This is a genomic window from Pigmentiphaga aceris (assembly GCF_008119665.1).
Taxonomy (GTDB): Bacteria; Pseudomonadota; Gammaproteobacteria; order Burkholderiales; family Burkholderiaceae_B; genus Pigmentiphaga; species Pigmentiphaga aceris.
The window spans coordinates 1235524-1254388 of record NZ_CP043046.1 but is presented as its reverse complement, the minus strand read 5'-3'; the positions used below and the strand labels follow the sequence as shown (position 1 = coordinate 1254388).

13 protein-coding genes are annotated in these 18865 nt (G+C 62.7%); 5 read left to right on the top strand and 8 right to left on the bottom strand.

Translation table 11 applies throughout. The features are described 5' to 3' along the window. The first annotated feature begins 7 nt into the window (after nucleotides 1-7). Complete coding sequence (locus FXN63_RS05240; RefSeq protein ID WP_148813465.1) at nucleotides 8-709, top strand: creatininase family protein; 702 nt, start codon at nucleotides 8-10, stop codon at nucleotides 707-709. 162 nt (nucleotides 710-871) lie between these two features. Here the strand turns inward: FXN63_RS05240 and FXN63_RS27250 are convergent, their stop codons facing one another. Further along, on the bottom strand, nucleotides 872-1000 hold the full coding sequence (locus FXN63_RS27250; RefSeq protein ID WP_281290859.1) for a hypothetical protein: 129 nt from the start codon (nucleotides 998-1000) through the stop codon (nucleotides 872-874). 454 nt (nucleotides 1001-1454) lie between these two features. Here FXN63_RS27250 and uvrA point away from each other — a divergent pair, with 454 nt between their 5' ends. From uvrA to FXN63_RS05225, 3 genes are all read left to right on the top strand, one after another. Beyond that, nucleotides 1455-7244: an excinuclease ABC subunit UvrA gene (uvrA, locus tag FXN63_RS05235; protein WP_148813464.1), complete on the top strand. Its 5790-nt coding sequence runs from the start codon at nucleotides 1455-1457 to the stop codon at nucleotides 7242-7244. Between the two features lie 264 nt (nucleotides 7245-7508). Further along, the gene (pabB, locus tag FXN63_RS05230) at nucleotides 7509-8738 is read left to right on the top strand and encodes an aminodeoxychorismate synthase component I (protein WP_148813463.1); all 1230 of its coding nucleotides are present in this window, start codon (nucleotides 7509-7511) and stop codon (nucleotides 8736-8738) included. Nucleotides 8739-8895: 157 nt separating this feature from the next. After that, on the top strand, nucleotides 8896-9534 hold the full coding sequence (locus FXN63_RS05225; RefSeq protein ID WP_148813462.1) for an aminotransferase class IV family protein: 639 nt from the start codon (nucleotides 8896-8898) through the stop codon (nucleotides 9532-9534). Nucleotides 9535-9557: 23 nt separating this feature from the next. Here FXN63_RS05225 and FXN63_RS05220 read toward each other — a convergent pair whose 3' ends face one another. The 7 genes from FXN63_RS05220 to FXN63_RS05190 form a co-directional block, all read right to left on the bottom strand. Then, complete coding sequence (locus FXN63_RS05220; RefSeq protein WP_148813461.1) at nucleotides 9558-9890, bottom strand: STAS domain-containing protein; 333 nt, start codon at nucleotides 9888-9890, stop codon at nucleotides 9558-9560. 138 nt (nucleotides 9891-10028) lie between these two features. Continuing rightward, nucleotides 10029-10367 (bottom strand): DUF3325 domain-containing protein, encoded by a 339-nt coding sequence (locus FXN63_RS05215; protein WP_187395114.1) that lies wholly within the window; start codon nucleotides 10365-10367, stop codon nucleotides 10029-10031. After that, nucleotides 10364-10678 carry a DUF3649 domain-containing protein gene (locus FXN63_RS05210; protein ID WP_246165038.1) on the bottom strand — a complete coding sequence of 105 codons (315 nt, stop codon included), beginning with the start codon at nucleotides 10676-10678 and terminating at the stop codon, nucleotides 10364-10366. Before FXN63_RS05210 ends, FXN63_RS05215 begins: the two co-directional genes overlap by 4 nt. After that, nucleotides 10675-12327 carry a PepSY-associated TM helix domain-containing protein gene (locus FXN63_RS05205; RefSeq protein WP_148813459.1) on the bottom strand — a complete coding sequence of 551 codons (1653 nt, stop codon included), beginning with the start codon at nucleotides 12325-12327 and terminating at the stop codon, nucleotides 10675-10677. The genes FXN63_RS05210 and FXN63_RS05205 overlap by 4 nt, the downstream gene beginning before the upstream one ends. Nucleotides 12328-12367: 40 nt before the next feature. Next, nucleotides 12368-14809 carry a TonB-dependent siderophore receptor gene (locus tag FXN63_RS05200; protein ID WP_148813458.1) on the bottom strand — a complete coding sequence of 814 codons (2442 nt, stop codon included), beginning with the start codon at nucleotides 14807-14809 and terminating at the stop codon, nucleotides 12368-12370. 208 nt (nucleotides 14810-15017) lie between these two features. Next, entirely contained in the window at nucleotides 15018-16190 is a 1173-nt protein-coding gene (locus tag FXN63_RS05195; protein ID WP_148813457.1) for a FecR family protein, read from the bottom strand. 79 nt (nucleotides 16191-16269) lie between these two features. Next, on the bottom strand, nucleotides 16270-16848 hold the full coding sequence (locus FXN63_RS05190; protein ID WP_148818960.1) for a sigma-70 family RNA polymerase sigma factor: 579 nt from the start codon (nucleotides 16846-16848) through the stop codon (nucleotides 16270-16272). A 216-nt stretch (nucleotides 16849-17064) separates the two neighbouring features. Between FXN63_RS05190 and FXN63_RS05185 the strand changes: the two genes are divergently transcribed. After that, nucleotides 17065-18834: a solute carrier family 23 protein gene (locus tag FXN63_RS05185; RefSeq protein ID WP_148813456.1), complete on the top strand. Its 1770-nt coding sequence runs from the start codon at nucleotides 17065-17067 to the stop codon at nucleotides 18832-18834. The last annotated feature ends 31 nt before the right edge of the window (nucleotides 18835-18865 follow it).

Sequence of the window (18865 nt, the reverse complement as noted above, 5' to 3'; positions counted from 1 at the left end):
CCGACACGTGCGTATTCGCGATTGCCACTGGCAGCAGATTGAAGCCTATCTGGAACACGACGATCGGGTGATCCTGCCCCTGGGCAGCACCGAGCAACACGCGCTGCTGAGCCTGAACGTCGATGCAATTCTGGCCGAAGAGATTGCCGTGGCGGCCGCCGAGCCGCTCGGCATTCCGGTCTACAACGCCGTGCCGGTCGGCTTGTCGCCTTATTACATGAGCTTCCCCGGCACCCTGACGCTGCGTACCCGCACCTACATTGCGCTGATCGCAGACCTGCTGGACGGCCTGGCCCATCACGGATTCAAACGCATCATGCTGGTCAACGGCCACGGCGGAAACCAGCCGGCGGCCGCGTTTGCGATGGAATGGATGGCCAGCCACCCCGGCGTGCGGGTGAAATTCCACAACTGGTGGAATGCACCGGCCACCTTGGCCAAGGTCAAGGAAATCGACCCGGTGGCGTCGCATGCGTCGTGGATGGAGAACTTCCCGATCACCCGCATTGCCGGTGTCGAGCAGCCCACCCAGCCCCAGCCGATGATCGATCTGGCGCGTCTGCGCCTGATGCACCCGGATGAAGTCCGGGCGTATATCGGCCTTGGCAATTACGGTGGCGATTTCCAGAAACCCGACGCCGTCATGCAGGAATTGTGGGATGTCGGCGTGGCCGAAACCCGGGCGCAGTTGATCGGGCCGTGGGAATGAAGCAGGCGATGGCAAGATCCGATAGCTGACTGACCATCGGATTTGGCTTCCGAATTCATCCTGAAAAGTATCCAGACGAAAAAAACCGCAGCACGCTGCGGTTTTTTCATGCGCGAGACAAATTGCCTCGCACGGGTCTGGCAGGCAATTAAGCCCCAGGCATTAAGCCTTCTTGACCTTTTCCAGCATCTTGAAGACGCCCTTGGCCGAGCCATTGAACAAGCGCTTGAAAGCCTTGCCCAGGCAACGACGCTCAAGCGTGTTACGACGAGTGCGTTTACGTTCTGCCATGTGTATCTCCGGAATCTGGGTAGTGAATTTGCGGAACTCGCGGCGGGCCAGCAAATTCTGCCCGTCTTCGGTCAACCCGTGATTCTAGCGGAAATTCAAGCAAGCGTTTTATTACCGGCAGAAAGCGTCTCGTCTGCGTCACGCTGCCCCTCGGCAGATCGCCAAGCATCGCCAGCTGGCTCCGGGTGTTGAAAAGCATTGTCGCCCTGGATTGGATGCGGCCACAACGCCCCCATATGAAAGACTCCCCCGCAAGACCGGACACGACAAAGCCTTGTCGCGGCTGGTGATATGAGCATTTTGCCCGACCGGCTACGATAGTCGATGGCCGAACCGATCCCGTCCATCGGGTCCGTTTCTTGCCAGCGGCCTTGCCATTGCCCTGCCTGCATACCCCACTCTTTTCCCGCCTTCTGCTGCCGCCCCCGCGTCGAGCTGATGACTGACCGAGCTGATGACTGACAACACGCAACCTGTCCCCTCCTCCGACGACGTCGCCGAGATCCGCGTCACCGGTGCCCGCCAGAACAACCTGAAGAACCTCAGCCTGAGCATCCCCACCAACGAATTGGTGGTGGTAACGGGCGTGTCTGGCTCCGGCAAAAGTTCGCTGGTGTTCGACACGCTGTATGCCGAGGGACAACGGCGCTACGTCGAGACATTTTCTCCGTACGCGCGTCAGTTCCTGGACCGGATGGACAAGCCGCAGGTGGACCGCATCGACGGCATTCCGCCTGCGATTGCCATCGACCAGACCAATCCGGTACGAAGCTCGCGCAGCACGGTCGGCACCATGACCGAACTGAACGATCACCTGAAGCTGTTGTATGCGCGGGCTGGCCGGCTGTTCGACCGGGTGACCGCCAGACGCGTGGAACGCGATACGCCGGAAACCATCTATGCAGCGCTGGCGGAACGTGCCGAGAAAGCGGGCGATCCACGCCTGGTGCTGACCTTCCCGATCACCGTGCCCGCCAACTTCAGCGAGGAAGAAATTCTGGCCTCGCTGGAACGCCAGGGCTACACGCGCATCCACTCGCGCACGACGGTGGGCAAGGGCAAGACGGCGGTGCAGAAGTTGGACGTGGTGCAAGACCGTTTCCGTCTGGGCACGGCTGAACGCGTGCGTGTGATGGAAGGCCTGGATGCCGCTCTGCGCCTGGGCGCAGGCCACGTGGCCGTGCGCGTCATGGACGACGAAGGCAAGGAAGGCCAGGTCTGGCGTTTCAGCAACCAGCTGCACGATGCCGACAGCGACATCAGCTACAGCGATGCGGTGCCCAGCACTTTCTCGTTCAATTCCCCATTGGGTGCCTGCGAAACCTGCCGAGGTTTCGGACGGGTCATCGGCGTGGATTTCGGCCTGGTGATTCCAGACGAGAACAAGTCGCTGCGTGGCGGTGCAGTCAAGCCCTGGCAGACAGCGTCTTATTCGGAAGCGCAGACCGAACTGCTGAAATATGCCGAGCGTGCCGGTGTGCCGGTAGACGTGGCCTGGCATCGTCTGACCGAAGCACAGCGCAACTGGGTGCTGGACGGCGCAGACGACTTCAAGGGCAATAGCGACGCCTGGAAACACCAGTGGTACGGCGTGCGCCGCTTCTTTGCCTGGCTGGAAACCAAGGCCTACAAGATGCACATCCGTGTGCTCTTGTCGAAGTACCGCAGCTACACCACCTGCCCCACCTGCCACGGTGCGCGTCTAAAACCCGATGCGCTGCTGTGGCGGGTCGGCAGCAAGGACGAAGCCGATGCGGTGCTGCCGCCCGATGACGGCAAGTACACCCGCTACATGCCGGTGCAGGCCACCTGGAGCCGCGACACCCTGTATTCACTGCCCGGCTTGTCCATGCACGACCTGATGCAGCTGCCCATCGAGCGGGTGCGCACGTTTGCCGACCTGCTGCACTTCGATGGCGTGATGGACGCCGCAACAGAAATGCTGCTGGAAGAAGTCCGCGCACGCCTGAAATTCCTGTGCGACGTGGGCCTGGGCTACCTGACGCTGGACCGCCAAAGCCGCACGCTGTCGGGCGGCGAGGTGCAGCGGATCAATCTGACGACCGCGCTAGGTACGTCCTTGGTCAACACCTTGTTCGTGCTGGATGAACCCTCCATCGGCTTGCACCCGCGCGATATGCATCGCGTGGTGGAAGTGATGCATCGACTGCGTGATGCCGGCAATTCGCTGGTGGTGGTCGAGCACGATCCACAAGTCATGCTGGCCGCCGACCGGGTGATCGACATCGGCCCGGGACCGGGCGAACGCGGCGGCAATATCGTGTTCAACGGCACGCCTGACGGACTGCGCAGCGCGACCACCTTGACTGGTGACTACCTGTCTGGCCGCAAGCACGTGTCTGCGCCACGCCCGATGGCCGTGGCCGACAACACGCCGCGCCTGATCGTACAGGGCGCGCGTGAACACAACCTGAAGAATGTCGATGTGGAAATCCCGCTGGGCCGACTGGTGTGCATCACCGGCGTTTCCGGCTCGGGCAAGTCCACGCTGGTGCAGGATGTGCTGTACCCCGCCCTGCTGAAACTCAAGGGCAAACCGACCGAGACGCCGGGCGAGCACGACCGTGTGCTGGGCGACGACTGGATTGCCGACGTGGTGATGGTGGACCAGTCACCGGTCGGCAAGACGGCACGCTCCAATCCGGCCAGCTATGTGGGCGCGTTCGACGCGATCCGCAAGCTGTTCGCCAATGCGCGCCTGTCCAAGGAGCGCGACTACACCGCCGGCACCTTCAGCTTCAATGCCGGCGATGGCCGCTGCCCGACCTGCGGCGGCACGGGCTTCGAACACGTGGAAATGCAGTTCCTGTCCGATGTTTATCTTCGCTGCCCGGATTGCGACGGCACCCGTTTCCGCCCTGAAATCCGCGAAGTGAAGATCGAACGCGACGGCCGCGAAGCGTCGATTTCCGACGTGTTGGACATGACGGTGAACGAAGCGCTGATCTTCTTCGCCGGATCACGCGAGGTACTGACCGGTCTGGCCCCGCTGGCCGATGTGGGTCTGGAGTACGTGCGCCTGGGCCAACCCGTGCCGACTTTGTCGGGCGGTGAAGCGCAGCGCCTGAAGCTGGCAGGCCACCTGGCCGAAGCAGCACGCTCGGGCATTTTGACCAGCGGTGCCAAGCTGGCGAAGAAAGGCAGCCTGTTCCTGTTCGACGAACCCACCACCGGCCTGCACTTCGACGACGTGGCGCGTTTGATGAACGCCTTCCGCAAGCTGCTGGGCGCTGGCCACACCTTGCTGGTGATCGAACACAACCTGGACGTGATCCGCGCCGCCGACTGGTTGATCGACCTTGGCCCGGACGGCGGTGATGCAGGCGGCCAGATCATGGCGGTTGGTACGCCGCAAGATGTGATGGCGGTGGAAGCGTCCTATACGGGCCAAGCCTTGAAGGACTACGAAGCCGACATTGGCGCATTGGGCAGCGGCGCAAAAGCGGCTGTCGCGCCCGGGGTGGCTGAACGTTCAATTGCCTATGCGGCAGCAAACCCCGCCACGATTACCGGCAGCACCGACGAAGACATGGGCGTGCCGCTGCAAAGCGTGCTGGCGCGTCAGCGCCGTGGCCCCAAAGCCATTTCGATCCGCAACGCCCGCGAACACAACCTGAAGAACGTGGACGTGGACATTCCACGCAACGCGTTCACCGTGATTACCGGTGTGTCTGGCTCGGGCAAGTCCACCCTGGCCTTCGACATTCTGTTCAACGAAGGCCAGCGCCGTTATCTGGAATCCTTGAACGCCTACGCCCGGTCGATTGTGCAACCTGCCGGCAAGCCGGACGTGGATGCGATCTACGGCATTCCGCCGACTGTTGCCATCGAGCAGCGCACCAGCCGGGGCGGCCGCAAGTCCACCGTGGCCACCATGACCGAAGTGCATCATTTCCTGCGACTGATGTATGTGAAGCTGGGCACGCAGCACTGCCCGAACTGCCACGTACCGGTCGAACCGCAGACTTTCGACCTGATCGTCAGCCGCATCTTGCGCGACATGAAAGGCCAGCACATCGGCCTGATGGCCCCGCTGGTGACGGCACGCAAGGGCTACTACACCGACCTGGCCAAGTGGGCGGCCAACAAGGGACACTCGCATCTGCGTGTAGATGGTGAATTCCTGCCGACCGCCAAGTGGCCGCGCCTGGACCGCTTCAAGGAACACACGATTGAATTGCCGGTGGCCGACTTCGTGGTCGATGCCGCCAACGAAGCGCAGCTGCGCGGTTTCCTGCGTGACTCGCTGGAACACGGCCACGGCGTGATGAGCGTGGTGTGGCCGCTGGACCACCTGCGCGCGGCAGTAGACAAAGGCGAACCTGCCCCGGCACTGCAACAGCAGGTGTTCTCGATCAAGCGCGCCTGCCCGTGCTGCGGCCTGAGCTTCCCGGAACCCGATCCGCGCCTGTTCTCGTACAACTCCAAGCACGGCTGGTGCACCGACTGCTTCGGCACGGGCGTGCGTCTGGCGGGCTTTGACGGCGAACAGACCGGCGAAGAAGCCGGCTGGAACGACGCCTACGACGGTGCCACGGAAACCTGCCAAAGCTGCCACGGCCATCGCCTGAATCCGATTGCCCTGTCGGTGATGTGGCATGGCAAGTCGATTGCCGATCTGACGTCGATCTCCGTGCGCAATTCCCGGTCGTTCTTTGATGACTTGCAGGTCGAGGGCCGCGAGGCCGAGATTTCGCGCGACATTCTGGCCGAACTGCGCAGCCGCCTGGCCTTCCTGGAAGAAGTGGGCCTGGGTTACCTCGAACTGGACCGCGCCGCGCCGACCTTGTCGGGCGGTGAAGCACAACGCATTCGTCTGGCCGCACAGCTTGGGTCCAATCTGCAAGGCGTCTGCTACGTGCTGGACGAACCGACGATTGGCCTGCATCCGCGCGACAACCGCATTCTGCTGGACGCACTGTCGCGTCTGGAACAAAAGGGCAACACCCTGGTGGTGGTCGAGCACGACGAGGACACCATTCGACGTGCTGCCCACATCATCGACATCGGGCCGGGTGCAGGCGTGCGCGGCGGCCAGGTGGTCGCCCAGGGTACCGCGCAAGACTTGATGGACAGCGAAGGGTCGATCACCGGGCGCTACCTGAAGCACCCGTTGCAACACCCGATGCAAGTGCGTCGCACGGTCGATGCGGACACGCCTCGCCTGCACATTCACAACGCCACCTTGCACAACCTGCAAGGTGTGGAAGCCAACTTCCCGCTAGGCCGCCTGTCGGTGGTGACCGGGGTGTCCGGGTCGGGCAAGTCGTCCCTGGCACGTGATGTGTTGCTGGACAACCTGAAGCGCATCGTGGGTGAACGTGACCCCAAGCCGGTGTGGACCGGATGCAGCAGCATCGAAGGCTGGGACCAGCTGGACCGTGTGCTGGAAGTGGATCAGACCCCCATCGGCAAAACGCCGCGTTCCTGCCCGGCGACCTACATCGGTTTCTGGGATGCTGTACGCAAGCAGTTTGCCGATACGGCCGAAGCGCGCATGCGTGGCTGGACGGCGGCACGCTTCAGCTTCAATACCGGCGATGGTCGTTGCCCGGCCTGCGAAGGCCAGGGCATGCGCACCATTGAAATGAGTTTCCTGCCGGACGTGAAAGTGCTGTGCGATGTCTGCCACGGCGCGCGTTTCAACCGTGAAACCTTGGCGGTGCAGTTGCGCGGCAAGAACGTCGGCGAAGTGCTGACCATGGAGATCGATGACGCCATCGAGTACTTCGCGGCACACCCAGCCATTCTGAACCCGCTGCAACTGATGCAGGACGTGGGGCTGGGTTACCTGACGCTGGGCCAGCCCTCGCCCACGCTGTCAGGTGGTGAGGCGCAGCGGATCAAGCTTGTCAGCGAACTGGTCAAGGCGCGCATTGGCGATGGCACCTTCCGCACCGGCCGCGCCTCGCGTCCGACGCATACCTTGTATGTGCTGGACGAGCCGACCGTGGGCCTGTCGATGGCTGATGTGGAAAAGCTGATCCGTGTGCTGCACCGCCTGACCGACGCCGGCAATACCGTGGTGGTCATCGAGCACAACCTGGACGTGATCGCCGAAGCCGACTGGCTGCTGGACATGGGCCCCGAAGGCGGTACCGGCGGAGGTCAACTGGTGGCAGTTGGCACACCGGAAGGGCTGGTGCAGGAACATCCCGATTCGCATACCGGGCTGGTGTTGGCCGAATTCCTGCAACCACGGGCGCAAGCGGCGACAATATAAGAATCGAATCGCTATCAGGATGGGGGCCAGACAGGCCCCCATCCGCGCACGTCCGGAGACCGGGATGCATTTCCCTATTACGTTCACAGCCCTCACGACAGGGAATGTGACGGCCCCTTGCACTCAAGTTGATATGAAGATGTGCTGGTTTGGTGTCTGCGCGATAGGCTTTGCGTTGAACAAGCAGGGCAGCACTGACCAGAAGGCATTCTTGCTGTCTACCCAGGCAGTGCACCCGCACGCCCAGCCGGCTTGGCGGCACTGATGGAGTGTCGTTTCGAAGACCGCAGCACGGGTCACGCGCGGGTATTGTCCGGGTTGCATGAACGCATCGTGGCCACCTCGGCCGCATCGCTTGCGCCTGCACTGGCGCGCATTGCCGAGGCGCAAGCGGCTGGTTACTGGGTCGCCTTGCTGCTGGATTACGAGTTGGGTGAATGGCTGGAGCCGGCTGTGGTCGGCTCGAAGGCGGATCGTGTTGGGGCGCATCTTGGGGCGGGTTTTGATGCGCAGCCTGATCAGGAACGGGGTAGTCGGTCGGATACGAGCTTGCGTGCAGGAACGCACACCGATCAAGCCAATGCACCGTCAGAAACCCCACGCCTGACCGCGCTGGTCTTCACCCACATGCACGACACCGACATCTGGCCCGGTCGACCGGATACCGATGCCGGAATCGTCTCTGTCGATCCGCGTGTCACCCAAGCCGACTACGTGACGGCGATTGACGAAATTCGTCGCCTGATCCGCGAAGGCGACGTCTATCAGATCAACTACACGCTGCCGCTGGACGTAAAAACCCGCGGTACGCCCGAAGACATCTATGCACGGCTGGCTGCGCAGCAAACGGCTTCGCACTCGGCCTTCATCGATGACCGTGCCGAAGGTGGCCGCGCCGTGTTGTCGTTCTCGCCGGAACTGTTCGTGCGTCGTCGTGGCACCCGCATCGAGTCGCGTCCGATGAAGGGCACGGCACCACGCAGTGCCAACCCTGCCGAAGACCACCAACTGGGCCAGGCACTGCTGGCCAGCGAAAAGAACCGGTCTGAGAACGTGATGATCGTGGACCTGATCCGCAACGACCTGGGGCGTATCGCCAAACCAGGCTCGGTGCAGGTAGACGCCTTGTTCACCCTGGAACAGTACCCCCAGGTATGGACCCTGACGTCCACCATCAGCGCCGAACTTGCCGACACGTCTTTGTCCGGCATGCTGCACGCGCTGTTTCCCTGCGGCTCGATCACTGGGGCACCCAAAGTAGCCGCCATGCAGCACATAAAACGCCTGGAGCCTTCTCCGCGCGGACTGTATTGCGGCGGGCTGGGGTGGCTCGCCCCAAACGGCGATTTTGACTTGAGTGTGACCATCCGCACCCTGGTGCTGGGCACCGATGGCACAGGCGTCTATGGCGTGGGCGGCGGAATCGTCTACGATTCCGATCCGCTCGATGAGTGGGAAGAGTGCCTGTGGAAAGCGCGCGTGTTGACGCGTTGAGTGGGCATTGTGCTGGTGTTGCGCTGACTCAGTACCGGCTTTGCGCTGCTCAGCCTTTAGTCCCGACCGTGCAAGCAGGCCCCGCTCCGCTTCACTTCCAGATTTTTGCTTTTGACCACGCCCCTGACCTGACCCGTCAGTTACCACCGGATTTTTTATGCGTCCCCAACTGATCGAAACCCTGTGCGTGGAGCCCGACGGCCGCATGCCGCTGCTGCCGTGGCATCTTGAACGTCTGGGTGGTTCCGCAAGCGCCCTGGGGTATCGCTGGTCGGTCGATGCAGTGCAACGCGCCATTGCGCGCGTGGCTGCCAGCCTGCCCGAAGGCACAACGCATCGCATGCGGGTGCTGGTGGCCGACGACGGCAAGATCGATATCACCCATGCGCCGCTGGCTCCGCTGCCAGCACTGCCCAAGGTGGCCATTGCCAGCACCCGTTTGCAGTCCAGCGCCCCCTTGTTGCGTCACAAGACCACCCATCGCCCCTGGTATGAAGACGCGCCGGCCTGGCTGGCCGAACACCCCGACTACTTCGATCTGCTGTACCTGAACGAACGTGGGGAAGTCTGTGAAGGCAGCCGGACGAATGTCTACGTGCTGCGAAACGGCGTGTGGCTGACCCCGCCGGTTAGCAGCGGTCTGTTGCCCGGTGCCAAGCGCGCCGAGCTGCTGGATGAAGAACAGGTGGAAGAAGCGGTGTTGACGCTGGCCGACGTGCAAGGCGCGACCGGACTGCGCCTGTCGAACGCCTTGCGCGGCTGGTTCGACGTGGCGCTGGTCCCCGTCGACGCCTGATCAGAATGGCGTGGGTCTGATCCTCAGAAGCGCGTCAGCGCTTCCTGGCGAGTGTCGGTCACGGTCAGGATGGCCAGGAAGCCGCTGACATCGAACACTTCGCGGATATGCGGTTGCAGGCCGGCCAGGATCAGCTTGCCGCCGGTCTGTTTCAGGCGTTTGGCCAAGACCAGCACCACACGCAGGCCGGCGCTGGAAATGTAGTCGAGCTTGTCGAAGTCCAGCACCAGCTTGTTGGCACCGGCATTGACGTGACCCAGCACAACGGATTCAACGGCGACCGAGTTGGTGCTGTTCAGCTGGCCCGTGGGGCTGAGTACCAATACATCACCGACTTGTTCGTGAGAGATTGTCATGGGCTGCGCGTGTCCTGTAAGGGGTAACCGGCGTGGCCGGTTCGATCAAGCTTGCGATGATACCGCGACCATTGGCGATCGCGATGACAGCATGGGCGCAGGTGCAGACCGACGTGGTGCCGCCCCGGGTGCCGAACGTCAAGCCCCCAGCGCCGATACCAAGGCGGCGGTACCGCTGACCAACCCTACGGTGGCGACCCACTGTGGCTGATAGCTCAACGTCAGCACCGCCAACAGTGCGCCAGCGCTGAGACCCCCCCACCACGCCACGAACCCTACCATCGTCCCCAGGGCCACGATGCAGATCCACATTGCTGCGCCCAGCAGCAGCACGCCCGCTGCACGCAACGCGTTGCGCATTGCAAACGAAAGCAGAAAGCGCTGCGTGAACTGTTCAAAGTGACGATCCATGGCCAGGCTCAAGGCAACCATGCCAGCCAGGCTCAAGGCGAGTGCCTGAAAACAGGCCTGGTTCATCCCAACACCCGCGCGCCAAGCAGCACCAAGCCTGCTGCTACCGCCACGCATCCCAGACCGATCCACGCACGCAATGCGGTGCGCACGCAGAACACCCACAACGCCACCATCGTGTAGACCGCAAAGCTCAGCATCGTGGCAAGCATCACGGCGTCCGCCCGCGATGCACCCGTCACCCACGGCAAGGCCAGTGCAAACGCAGCCGATATCAAGGACGTGACGGCATAGGCCCCCACGCTTGCTGCCACGACTCGGCTGAGCACACTCAGGCGATAACGCAGCACATCGACAGGAACCGGTTGACGACTCATGCCTGCACCTCGGCCCGAGCATGACGCTGCGGCATTTTTGCCATTGCAGACGTGCGCCAGCCCCGCCGTGTGCGATGCGCCGCCCAGGCCAGTGCCAGTCCGATCAGCATCACGGTGATTTCCAGCCCGGCACGCGGCCAGTCAGACGCCATCAGGTAACGCCCCACGTGCTGCCCGGTCGTCAGGCCGTTCAAGAGCGGCAGACACAGGCACAAGGCAGCGGCAGTCCACAGTTGTTCGACCCAGGCACGGGCAGGTGGGCGAGCCATGGCATGCAACAAGGTGATCAGCCAGACCAGCAGGAAACCGCGAATCTCCCAGGTGATACGTCCTGGCATGTCTGCGGGCAATAGCCGGTTCAAGTAGAAATATCCGATGCAGGCCACACAGATTCCTGCGACTGCCGTCACATTCAGCCATTCAACAACACGGTACATGCCTGCGGTGGCAGCACCGAATTCGTTCATGCTTTTCCGGCGTCGCTTGACCGAGAACATGATGATCCCGGTTGCCATCATCACCGTGCCTAACAGGCCGCTGAGGAAATACAGCCACTTCATGCTCCAGCCGCCGAAACGCACCAGATGCAAGGCTTCCATTGCTTCGTGAACCTGCTCGCTGGCGAAGGTGCTGGCGGGGGTAGGAAGCTGCACCTGCAGCACCTTGCCGCTGACCCCATCGAACGCCACGCTGCCACCCGGATTGATGATGTGGCGGGACGCCTCCAGGCCGGTCACGCGCACGATCATCCGCAGCGTCATGTTGCGGTCGCCCGGTTGTTCGACGATGACGGTATGCACTGGCACACCCAACAATGCCTGCGCCTGTTGCAGCAAGGGCGGCAAGTCGTGCAGCACACCTGGCGTACCCAGGCGCGGACGCCGCAGCGGGGCAGTACCGTCGTGGGCAAGCTCAGCCTGATATCGACTACTGGCTTTGTCGCCTGACCCATAGGCAGCCTGCAAGGGCCACGGCATGTAGGTGGTGTAGAAAATCGCCAGCCCGGTATAGACGATCATGAACAGGAAAGGCAGCGTCAGCACCGCCGTGGCATTGTGCGCATCCAGCCAGGAACGCTGCCCCTTGCCCGGCCGAAAGGTGAAGAAGTCCTGGAAGATCCGGCGATGCACCACCACGCCCGACACCAGTGCCACCAGCATGCACATCGATACGGCACCGACCACCCAATACCCGAACTCGGGCAGGTGCAGCATGTAGTGGAAGGACATGAAGTGGCGGCCACCTTCGGTCGCTCGGCCCCAGGGCTGCGGCAATAAGGAACCCGTGACCGGGTGCATGGCCGCCTGCTCGTTGCCCTGCGCCGTCCCTGACTTGCGCCAGAACATCTGCATCGCATCGCCCTCGCGACGCGGCAGTTCGATACGCCAGAAACGCGCATCGGCCGCCTGCTCGCTCAGGTGACGCACGGCCTGCGACACGGCAGTAGCGGTGGCAAGCGCGTCAGCACTGACACGGGTGCCCGCATCAGCATCCACCAACAGCAGCGGCCGCGCCTCCATCCACCGCGTGATCGGCTCCCGAAACACGCTCAGCGTGCCGGTCAGGAAGATGGCGCACAGCAACCAGCCGAACACCAGTCCGCTCCAGGTGTGCAGCCACGACATCGACTGCCTGAAGCTGTCTTTCATCGACCGTCCTTCGCTGTGGAAGCCACAAGCCTCAAGCGCATCAGAACGTGCCGCGCACCGTCAGCATCACGTTGCGCGGGTCGCCGTAGTAGTTGCTGTTGACGAAGTTGGCGAGCGAACTGTAGTAGGTCTTGTTGAAGACGTTGTTCAGGTTCATGGTGGCAGACCAGTTGCGATTGATCTGATACTTGGCAAACGCGTTCCACACAGCCCGGCCGCTCATGCGTGCCGTCACACCATTCAGTTGTCGATAGCTGTAGCTCTGGGCGCTGACCCCGCCGCCCAGCGTCAGGTCTTGCAAGGCACCCGACAGTTGGTAGGTCGACCACACGCGCAGCATGTGCTTGGGCGTGTAGGTGTTGAACGACTGCCCTTCGCTGCTGACGTCTTTCAGATACTTGGTGTGATTGAAGGTGTAGCCCGCGAACAGGTTCCAGCGCGGTGCCACTTCACCACTGATTTCGGCATCGAAGCCCTGGCTGCGCACTTCACCGGTGTCGGTGTAGCAGTAGTAATCGTTGCGGCAGGTCGGGCTGGTGTTGAAGTCTTCCTGCGCACGATTTTTCTGGTCGATGCTGAACACCGCAAACGAGGTATTCAGGCGTCCATCCATCAGCTCGCCTTTCAGGCCAGCTTCGTAGTTGGCCCCCACCACGGGCTTGAGCAATTGCCCAGCCTCGTTCTGCTCGGTCTGTGGGCGAAAGATATCGGCGTAGCTGGCATAGGCCGACCATTGCGGATTGATGGCATACACCAGACCGGCATACGGGCTGAGTTTGGCGTTCTCTTTGCTTTCCGTGACCGAACGCGAGGGGCTGATGCCGGTGGTGTTGGTCGTCCAGTCGGTATTGAACCAGCTGACACGCGCACCGACGATCAGCTTGAGCGGATCAGTCAGCTGCAGGCGCAGCGCGTTGTACACGCCAAACTGCCGTGACACGCCCAGCTTCGCTTCGCGGTTGCTGGCGTAGATTTCATCGTCGCTCGGCTCGCGGAGGTTCGGGTTGTAGTTGTAGATATCGAAGACGTTGTAGTTGGTGCGAAAGCCATAGACGGTGTCGTTGGACGCGCGCGAATAATTCATGCCGCTGACCAGCTCATGACGACGTCCGAAGGCCTCGAACTTGCCCGTCAGATTGGCATCGATGCCCGAGGTTTCGATATCGGAGGTCGAGCGTGTGGCCAGCACCGCACCCTGGCGAAGAATCGGGCTGACCGCGCGGTTCGAACCAAGGTATTTGAGATCATGTTTTTCCAGCACGTGCGCCACGCTTACCTTGAACTTCCAGTCCTCGTTGAAGCTATGCGACAGGTCAGCGTACAGACCACGATTGGTCGTGTCACGGCGATTCCAGGTCGCGCCAAAGTAAGTCGAGCGCGGCAGGCCAAGGTCGGTGCCGTCGCTGAAACGCGGCAGGCCGTTCATCGAAGGCCGGCCGGTCAGTTCTTCCGAGCTGAGCGCAACATTGAGCTGCGTGGACGGCGACAGGTCGTATTCCAGGGTGCCGTAGAGCGTGGTGCTGCGTTGGTTCACGTAATCGATGAATGAATGTTCATCGCTGTGATCCAGCACCGCGCGGCCGCGCAAGGTGCCTTCGGCATTCAGGATGCCGCTTGAGTCCACTTGTGCGCCATAGCGATCCCACGACCCGGCACGCAGATCAACAGAGGTCACGGCCGTGTCCAGCGGGCGCTTGCGCACCAGGTTCACCGCACCACCCGGGTTGCCCGAGCCTTGCAGCAGGCCGGCAGCTCCGCGCAGCACTTCCACGCGATCGTAGAAAGCAGTGCCAGCGGTGAAGTTGTTGGCGCGGCCATACATGCCACGGTTCAAGGGCACACCGTCGTACTGCATGGTGGTCAGATCGAAGCCACGCGAGTAGATGTATTTGCCGCCCTGCGGGCTTTGCTGAATGGTGATACCGGTGGTACTTGCCAGCACGTCATAGATGGACGTCAGCTTCTGCTCGTCCATCAATTGACGGGTGACGACACTGATCGATTGCGGGATGTCTTTCAGGGCTTGTTCACCCTTGCCGACTGTGACGGCCCGCGCAGCATACGAGCCCGTGTGTTCGGTCACTGCGCTGCGCTCGGTATTCGCAGACACCGTGACCGGTGCCAGCGTTGCCGGCTCGGCAGCACCGCTTCGCGCGCGCTGAATCGTCACCGACGTACCTTCGATGTCTGCCGTCAAACCGCTGCCGGCCAGCAGGCGATTCAGTGCCTCGCGCGCAGTCAGCTGCCCGGCAACAGCCGGTGCCAGCTTGCCTGCCACCAGCGAAGGCTGCACCATCAATTCCACCCGCGCCTGCCGCGCCAGGGCGTCAAGCGCCTGCGCCATCGGCTGGGCCGGGATATTGACTTCCACCTGCGGAGATGCCGAGACCGCGCCCAACGATTGGGCCATGGCCGGAATGGCAGCCACGGCCATGGCAATTGCCAGGGTCAGGGGCGCAGGACGGAAGCAAAAACGGGACATGCGGGGAAACTCCGTGAGAAGTGGAATAAGAAGCCTTCTCAGGTAGACGCACGTCGTGCGGAAATCCCAACCTGTCCGGTGAATTTTTTTATCGACTGTCGCTGCAGGTGACGATACGCGCCGACATCCGCGAGGCGGTGTGCTCGGATCACATGCAGTATCGGCATTGAAAAGGGGCCAGGCGCGAAAAAAATCAGCGTGACCGCACTCAGCGCGATGCCACGATCTCGGTACCCGCCGCATCGGTGCGCAGCCGAACCGGCAGCACCTTCGGCAAGGCCAGCAGGAAGTTGCCCAGGCGCTGCGGATCGAAGGTGCCGGTCAGCCGAAGCGCAGCCACCGCCGGATCACGCACCGTCAGCCCGGTCTGCCCGTAACGCTCGAATTCGGCAAGCGCCTGAGCAAGCGGCGTGTTGTCGAAGGTGACACGGCCGTCACGCCAGGGAGCAATACCCGCTGCGCTTACCGCTGCCACCGGGGTCAAGTCCCCGGCAAGATCGGCGCTTACCTGTTGCCCAGCCCCCAGTTCAAGGGCCTGTGCATCCTCGGCTGCGCCACTTTCAGCCCCTGTTGCCTTCACGCCAAGCTTGGACGCACGCTTGACCCGCACCCGCCCTTCTTCCACGGCCACCCGCACGCCGTCGTCGCCTGGCACGCCTGCGGTGTGGCGCACCGAGAAACGGGTGCCGACCACGGTGACCTGCATCGGTCCTGCCAGCACATCAAACGGCTTGGCCGGATCGGCCTGCACCTGGAACACGGCCTGGCCTTCGGTCAGCAAGACTTCCCGTCGCTGGCGGTACAAGGTGACAGCCACCCGCGTGGCGGTGTCCAGACGAAGCCGGCTGCCGTCGGGCAGCTGGAGATCCAGTTGCTGACCCCGCTCGGTCGCAAACTCCTGGGTGTAGACCGGTTGTTGCTGCCAGTGGTCCCAGGCCAGATAGCTGCCGCCCGAGACGCTCAGCATCATCATCACCACCGCAGCCTGCGGCACGATGTTGCGCAGCCAGGTACGACGTCCGGCCGATGCAGGAGGCACGAACGTTCGCGCAGCCTTGGCAGGCGCAAGGTCGGCAGCGCTGTCAGCAGACACAGAAGGGGCCACAGCGGGGGCCACAGCAAGCGCAGCCGAGGCAGCCGCCTTGTCCAAGGCCAGTTGCCGGCGCAATTGCGCAATCCCGTCGGCGGGCAGATTATCGAGCGCCTGCCAGTCGTGCTGCCAGCGTTCGAATGCCTGTCGTCTGGCCGGGTCGACACGTAGCCACGCCTGCAGATCGGCGTCTTGCTCGGCCAGCGCTCCGCGCCCAGTGCGCGCGAACCAGGCCAGTGCCTCAGCGTCGAGTTCGCTGAGCGGAGGGTTGCTTGAATGGTGGTCAGTCATGCGGGTTGACAGGCTACCTGGATGTAGACGCACGAATGACGTAAAACCCAACCTGCACGGGGCGAAACAGCGTTATTCGTCATTTGCCGCCTTTGCCGGGAGCGTTGGATGCGCGAGGCGGGGTGCTGTCAGCAGAGCTATCAATGGCGCTGTCACCGCGGCCATCCATCCGATCCTGACAAGCCCGGCAAGCCTGCATGCCCAGCTTGATGTGCCGCTCCACCATCGTGACCGAGATGCCCATCTGTCGCGCCACCTCGGCCTGCGACAGACCATCGAACTTGTGCAGGATGAAAGCTTCACGACAGCGCAGCGGCAGTTCACCGATGGCGGCCAGCAGCGCATTGACTGCCTGCGACGACATGGCGGCAGCGTCGGGTTCGCTGGCAACCGGCGCTTGCAGGCCGTCGAGCACCGCGTCCAGTGCATCGGCATCGGCCAGGTTCTGCCCGCGCACTTCGGTGCGGCGATGTCCGTCAATGACCAGATTGCGTGCCGTGCGATACAGCAGCGCGCGCGGCTCGGTGATTTTTTCGCCCGAGCGTTCAACCGCCAATACCCGTGCGTAGCTCTCCTGCGCCAGGTCGGCCGCGGTATCGCGGTCTTTGACCATGCCTTGGAGAAATCTCAACAGTTCTCGGTAATAACGTGCGACCACGGGTGTATCAGCCAATACTTGGGGCAATGCTCGTCACGGACCAGGTACGACGGGAAGCGAAGTACGTACCAAGCGTGGCGACAAGAACCAGCGTGAGTATAGGTTTTAAATGAGAGTCAATCTCAGGGTTGACCCAAGCTGTTGTTCGTGTGCGTCGTTGGCGGGCTCTGCCGAATCACGTTGCTGGCGGCGAGCGGGCTTGCGATCATACCGGCCATGAAAACTGCCACCCCGCTGTTTCGCGCGTTGCGCCTGCCCGCAGGCCCGCTGCGCCGCCGCCCGCCAGACCTGACCTATGCCGCCGATGACACCCCGCCTTGGTCGTCGCTGATTCCGCTGTCGATTCAGCACGGACTGACGGCGCTGTCGCTGACGGTCTACATCCTGGCGGTGGCACGCATTGCCGGCATGACCCCGACGGACACGCGCTCGTTCATGGCGGTGTCGATCCTGACCATGGCGGTTGCCACCTTCCTGCAGGCCTGGGGTGGTCGTCTGGGCGCAGGCATGTTGCTGGTGCATATTCCTGCCCCGGTATTGCTGGTGCTGTCAGCCAACATGATCAAGGACTACGGTCCGGGCGCAATGGTGCCGATCGGCTTGACGGCGGGTATTACCGGCCTGGTGGTGGCACGCTGCGCGCCGCATCTGCGCAAGGTATTCACCGCGCCCCTGGTCGGGTTGGTGGTGGCCATGGTGGGGCTGTCCTTGATTGCGCCGTCGGTGACGCATTCTTTAGGCATGGGCGCAGACCACCGCATCTCGATGGGCAGTCTGGGCGTCGCCGCCTTGACGCTGACGGTGATTGTCATCGGCTCGATCTGGGGCAATCGCACCGTCAAACTGTTTGCGCTGATCGCGGGCATCGGTGCAGGCACTGCTGCCGCCGCACTGACTGGCCAGCTTGCCGATGGCGCATTGCTGGCAGCCGAACCCTGGTTCGCCGTGCCCACCATTGCCACCCCGGTGTTCAAGGTGCCAAGCGGTGTGCTGCTGGCCGTGGCCTTGATCACGGTCTTGACCCACCTGGACACGCTGGGTAGCGTAACCATCATGCAGAAGATGGACGATGCCAACTGGCGGCGTGCCGACATGCGCGGCGTCGGTCGCGGCATCCAGGCAAGCAGCCTGGGGGATCTGCTGACCGCGTTTCTGGGCAGTTACCCCACCGCGACCTCATCGGCCAACATTGCCTTGTGCCATGTCAGCCGCAGCACGGCGCGCCTGATCGGTGTCGGCACGGCGCTGGTCTTGCTGGCGGTGGTGTTCATGCCGCAGGTCACGATGGCACTGACGCTGATCCCCACCCCGGTGCTCGGCGCAGTGGAAATCTATGCAGCTGCCTATCTGATCGTGTCGGGCATCGAGCTGATTGCGTCACGCGCCTTGGATAGCCGAGGCATCTTCATGGTGGGCCTGTCGCTGATCGCCGGGCTGGGCGTCATGCTGCTGCCACAGCTGGCCGAGCAGGCCCCGGAATCCATGCGCTTCCTGGCGGGTAGCGGCTTTGTGGTGGCAGGGGCCGTCGCCATTGCGCTGACCCTGTTGTTTCGTATCGGACTGGCCCGGCGCGAGGTTCAGCCGATTACGCACGATGGCACACCCATTGCCGAGCAGGTCTCGGACTTCGTTGCCTTGCAAGGCGGTGCCTGGGCCGCGCGTCGCGACGTGGTGCAGCGTGCCACGCTGGCCGCCGTCGAAGCGGCCGAGGCCATCGCCAGCGCAGACGGACGTAGGCTGCAAAGCATTCGTGGCAGCTTTGACGAACTGAGCCTGGACCTGATCCTGAGCCACGACGGCGCACCGCTGCCGCTTGGTCAGGATCAGCGCCCTGACCTAAGCCTGCTGCTGGACAGCGACGACGCCGCGCTGGACGCGGTGCTATCTGGTGTCTCGGTACAACTGCTGCGGCATCTGAGCGATCGGGTCACGACCGGCAGACACAGCGATGGCAGCGCATGGCTTCGCCTGCATTTTGAACATTGATCATCATGCCGACATTGTCTATTGATCAAAT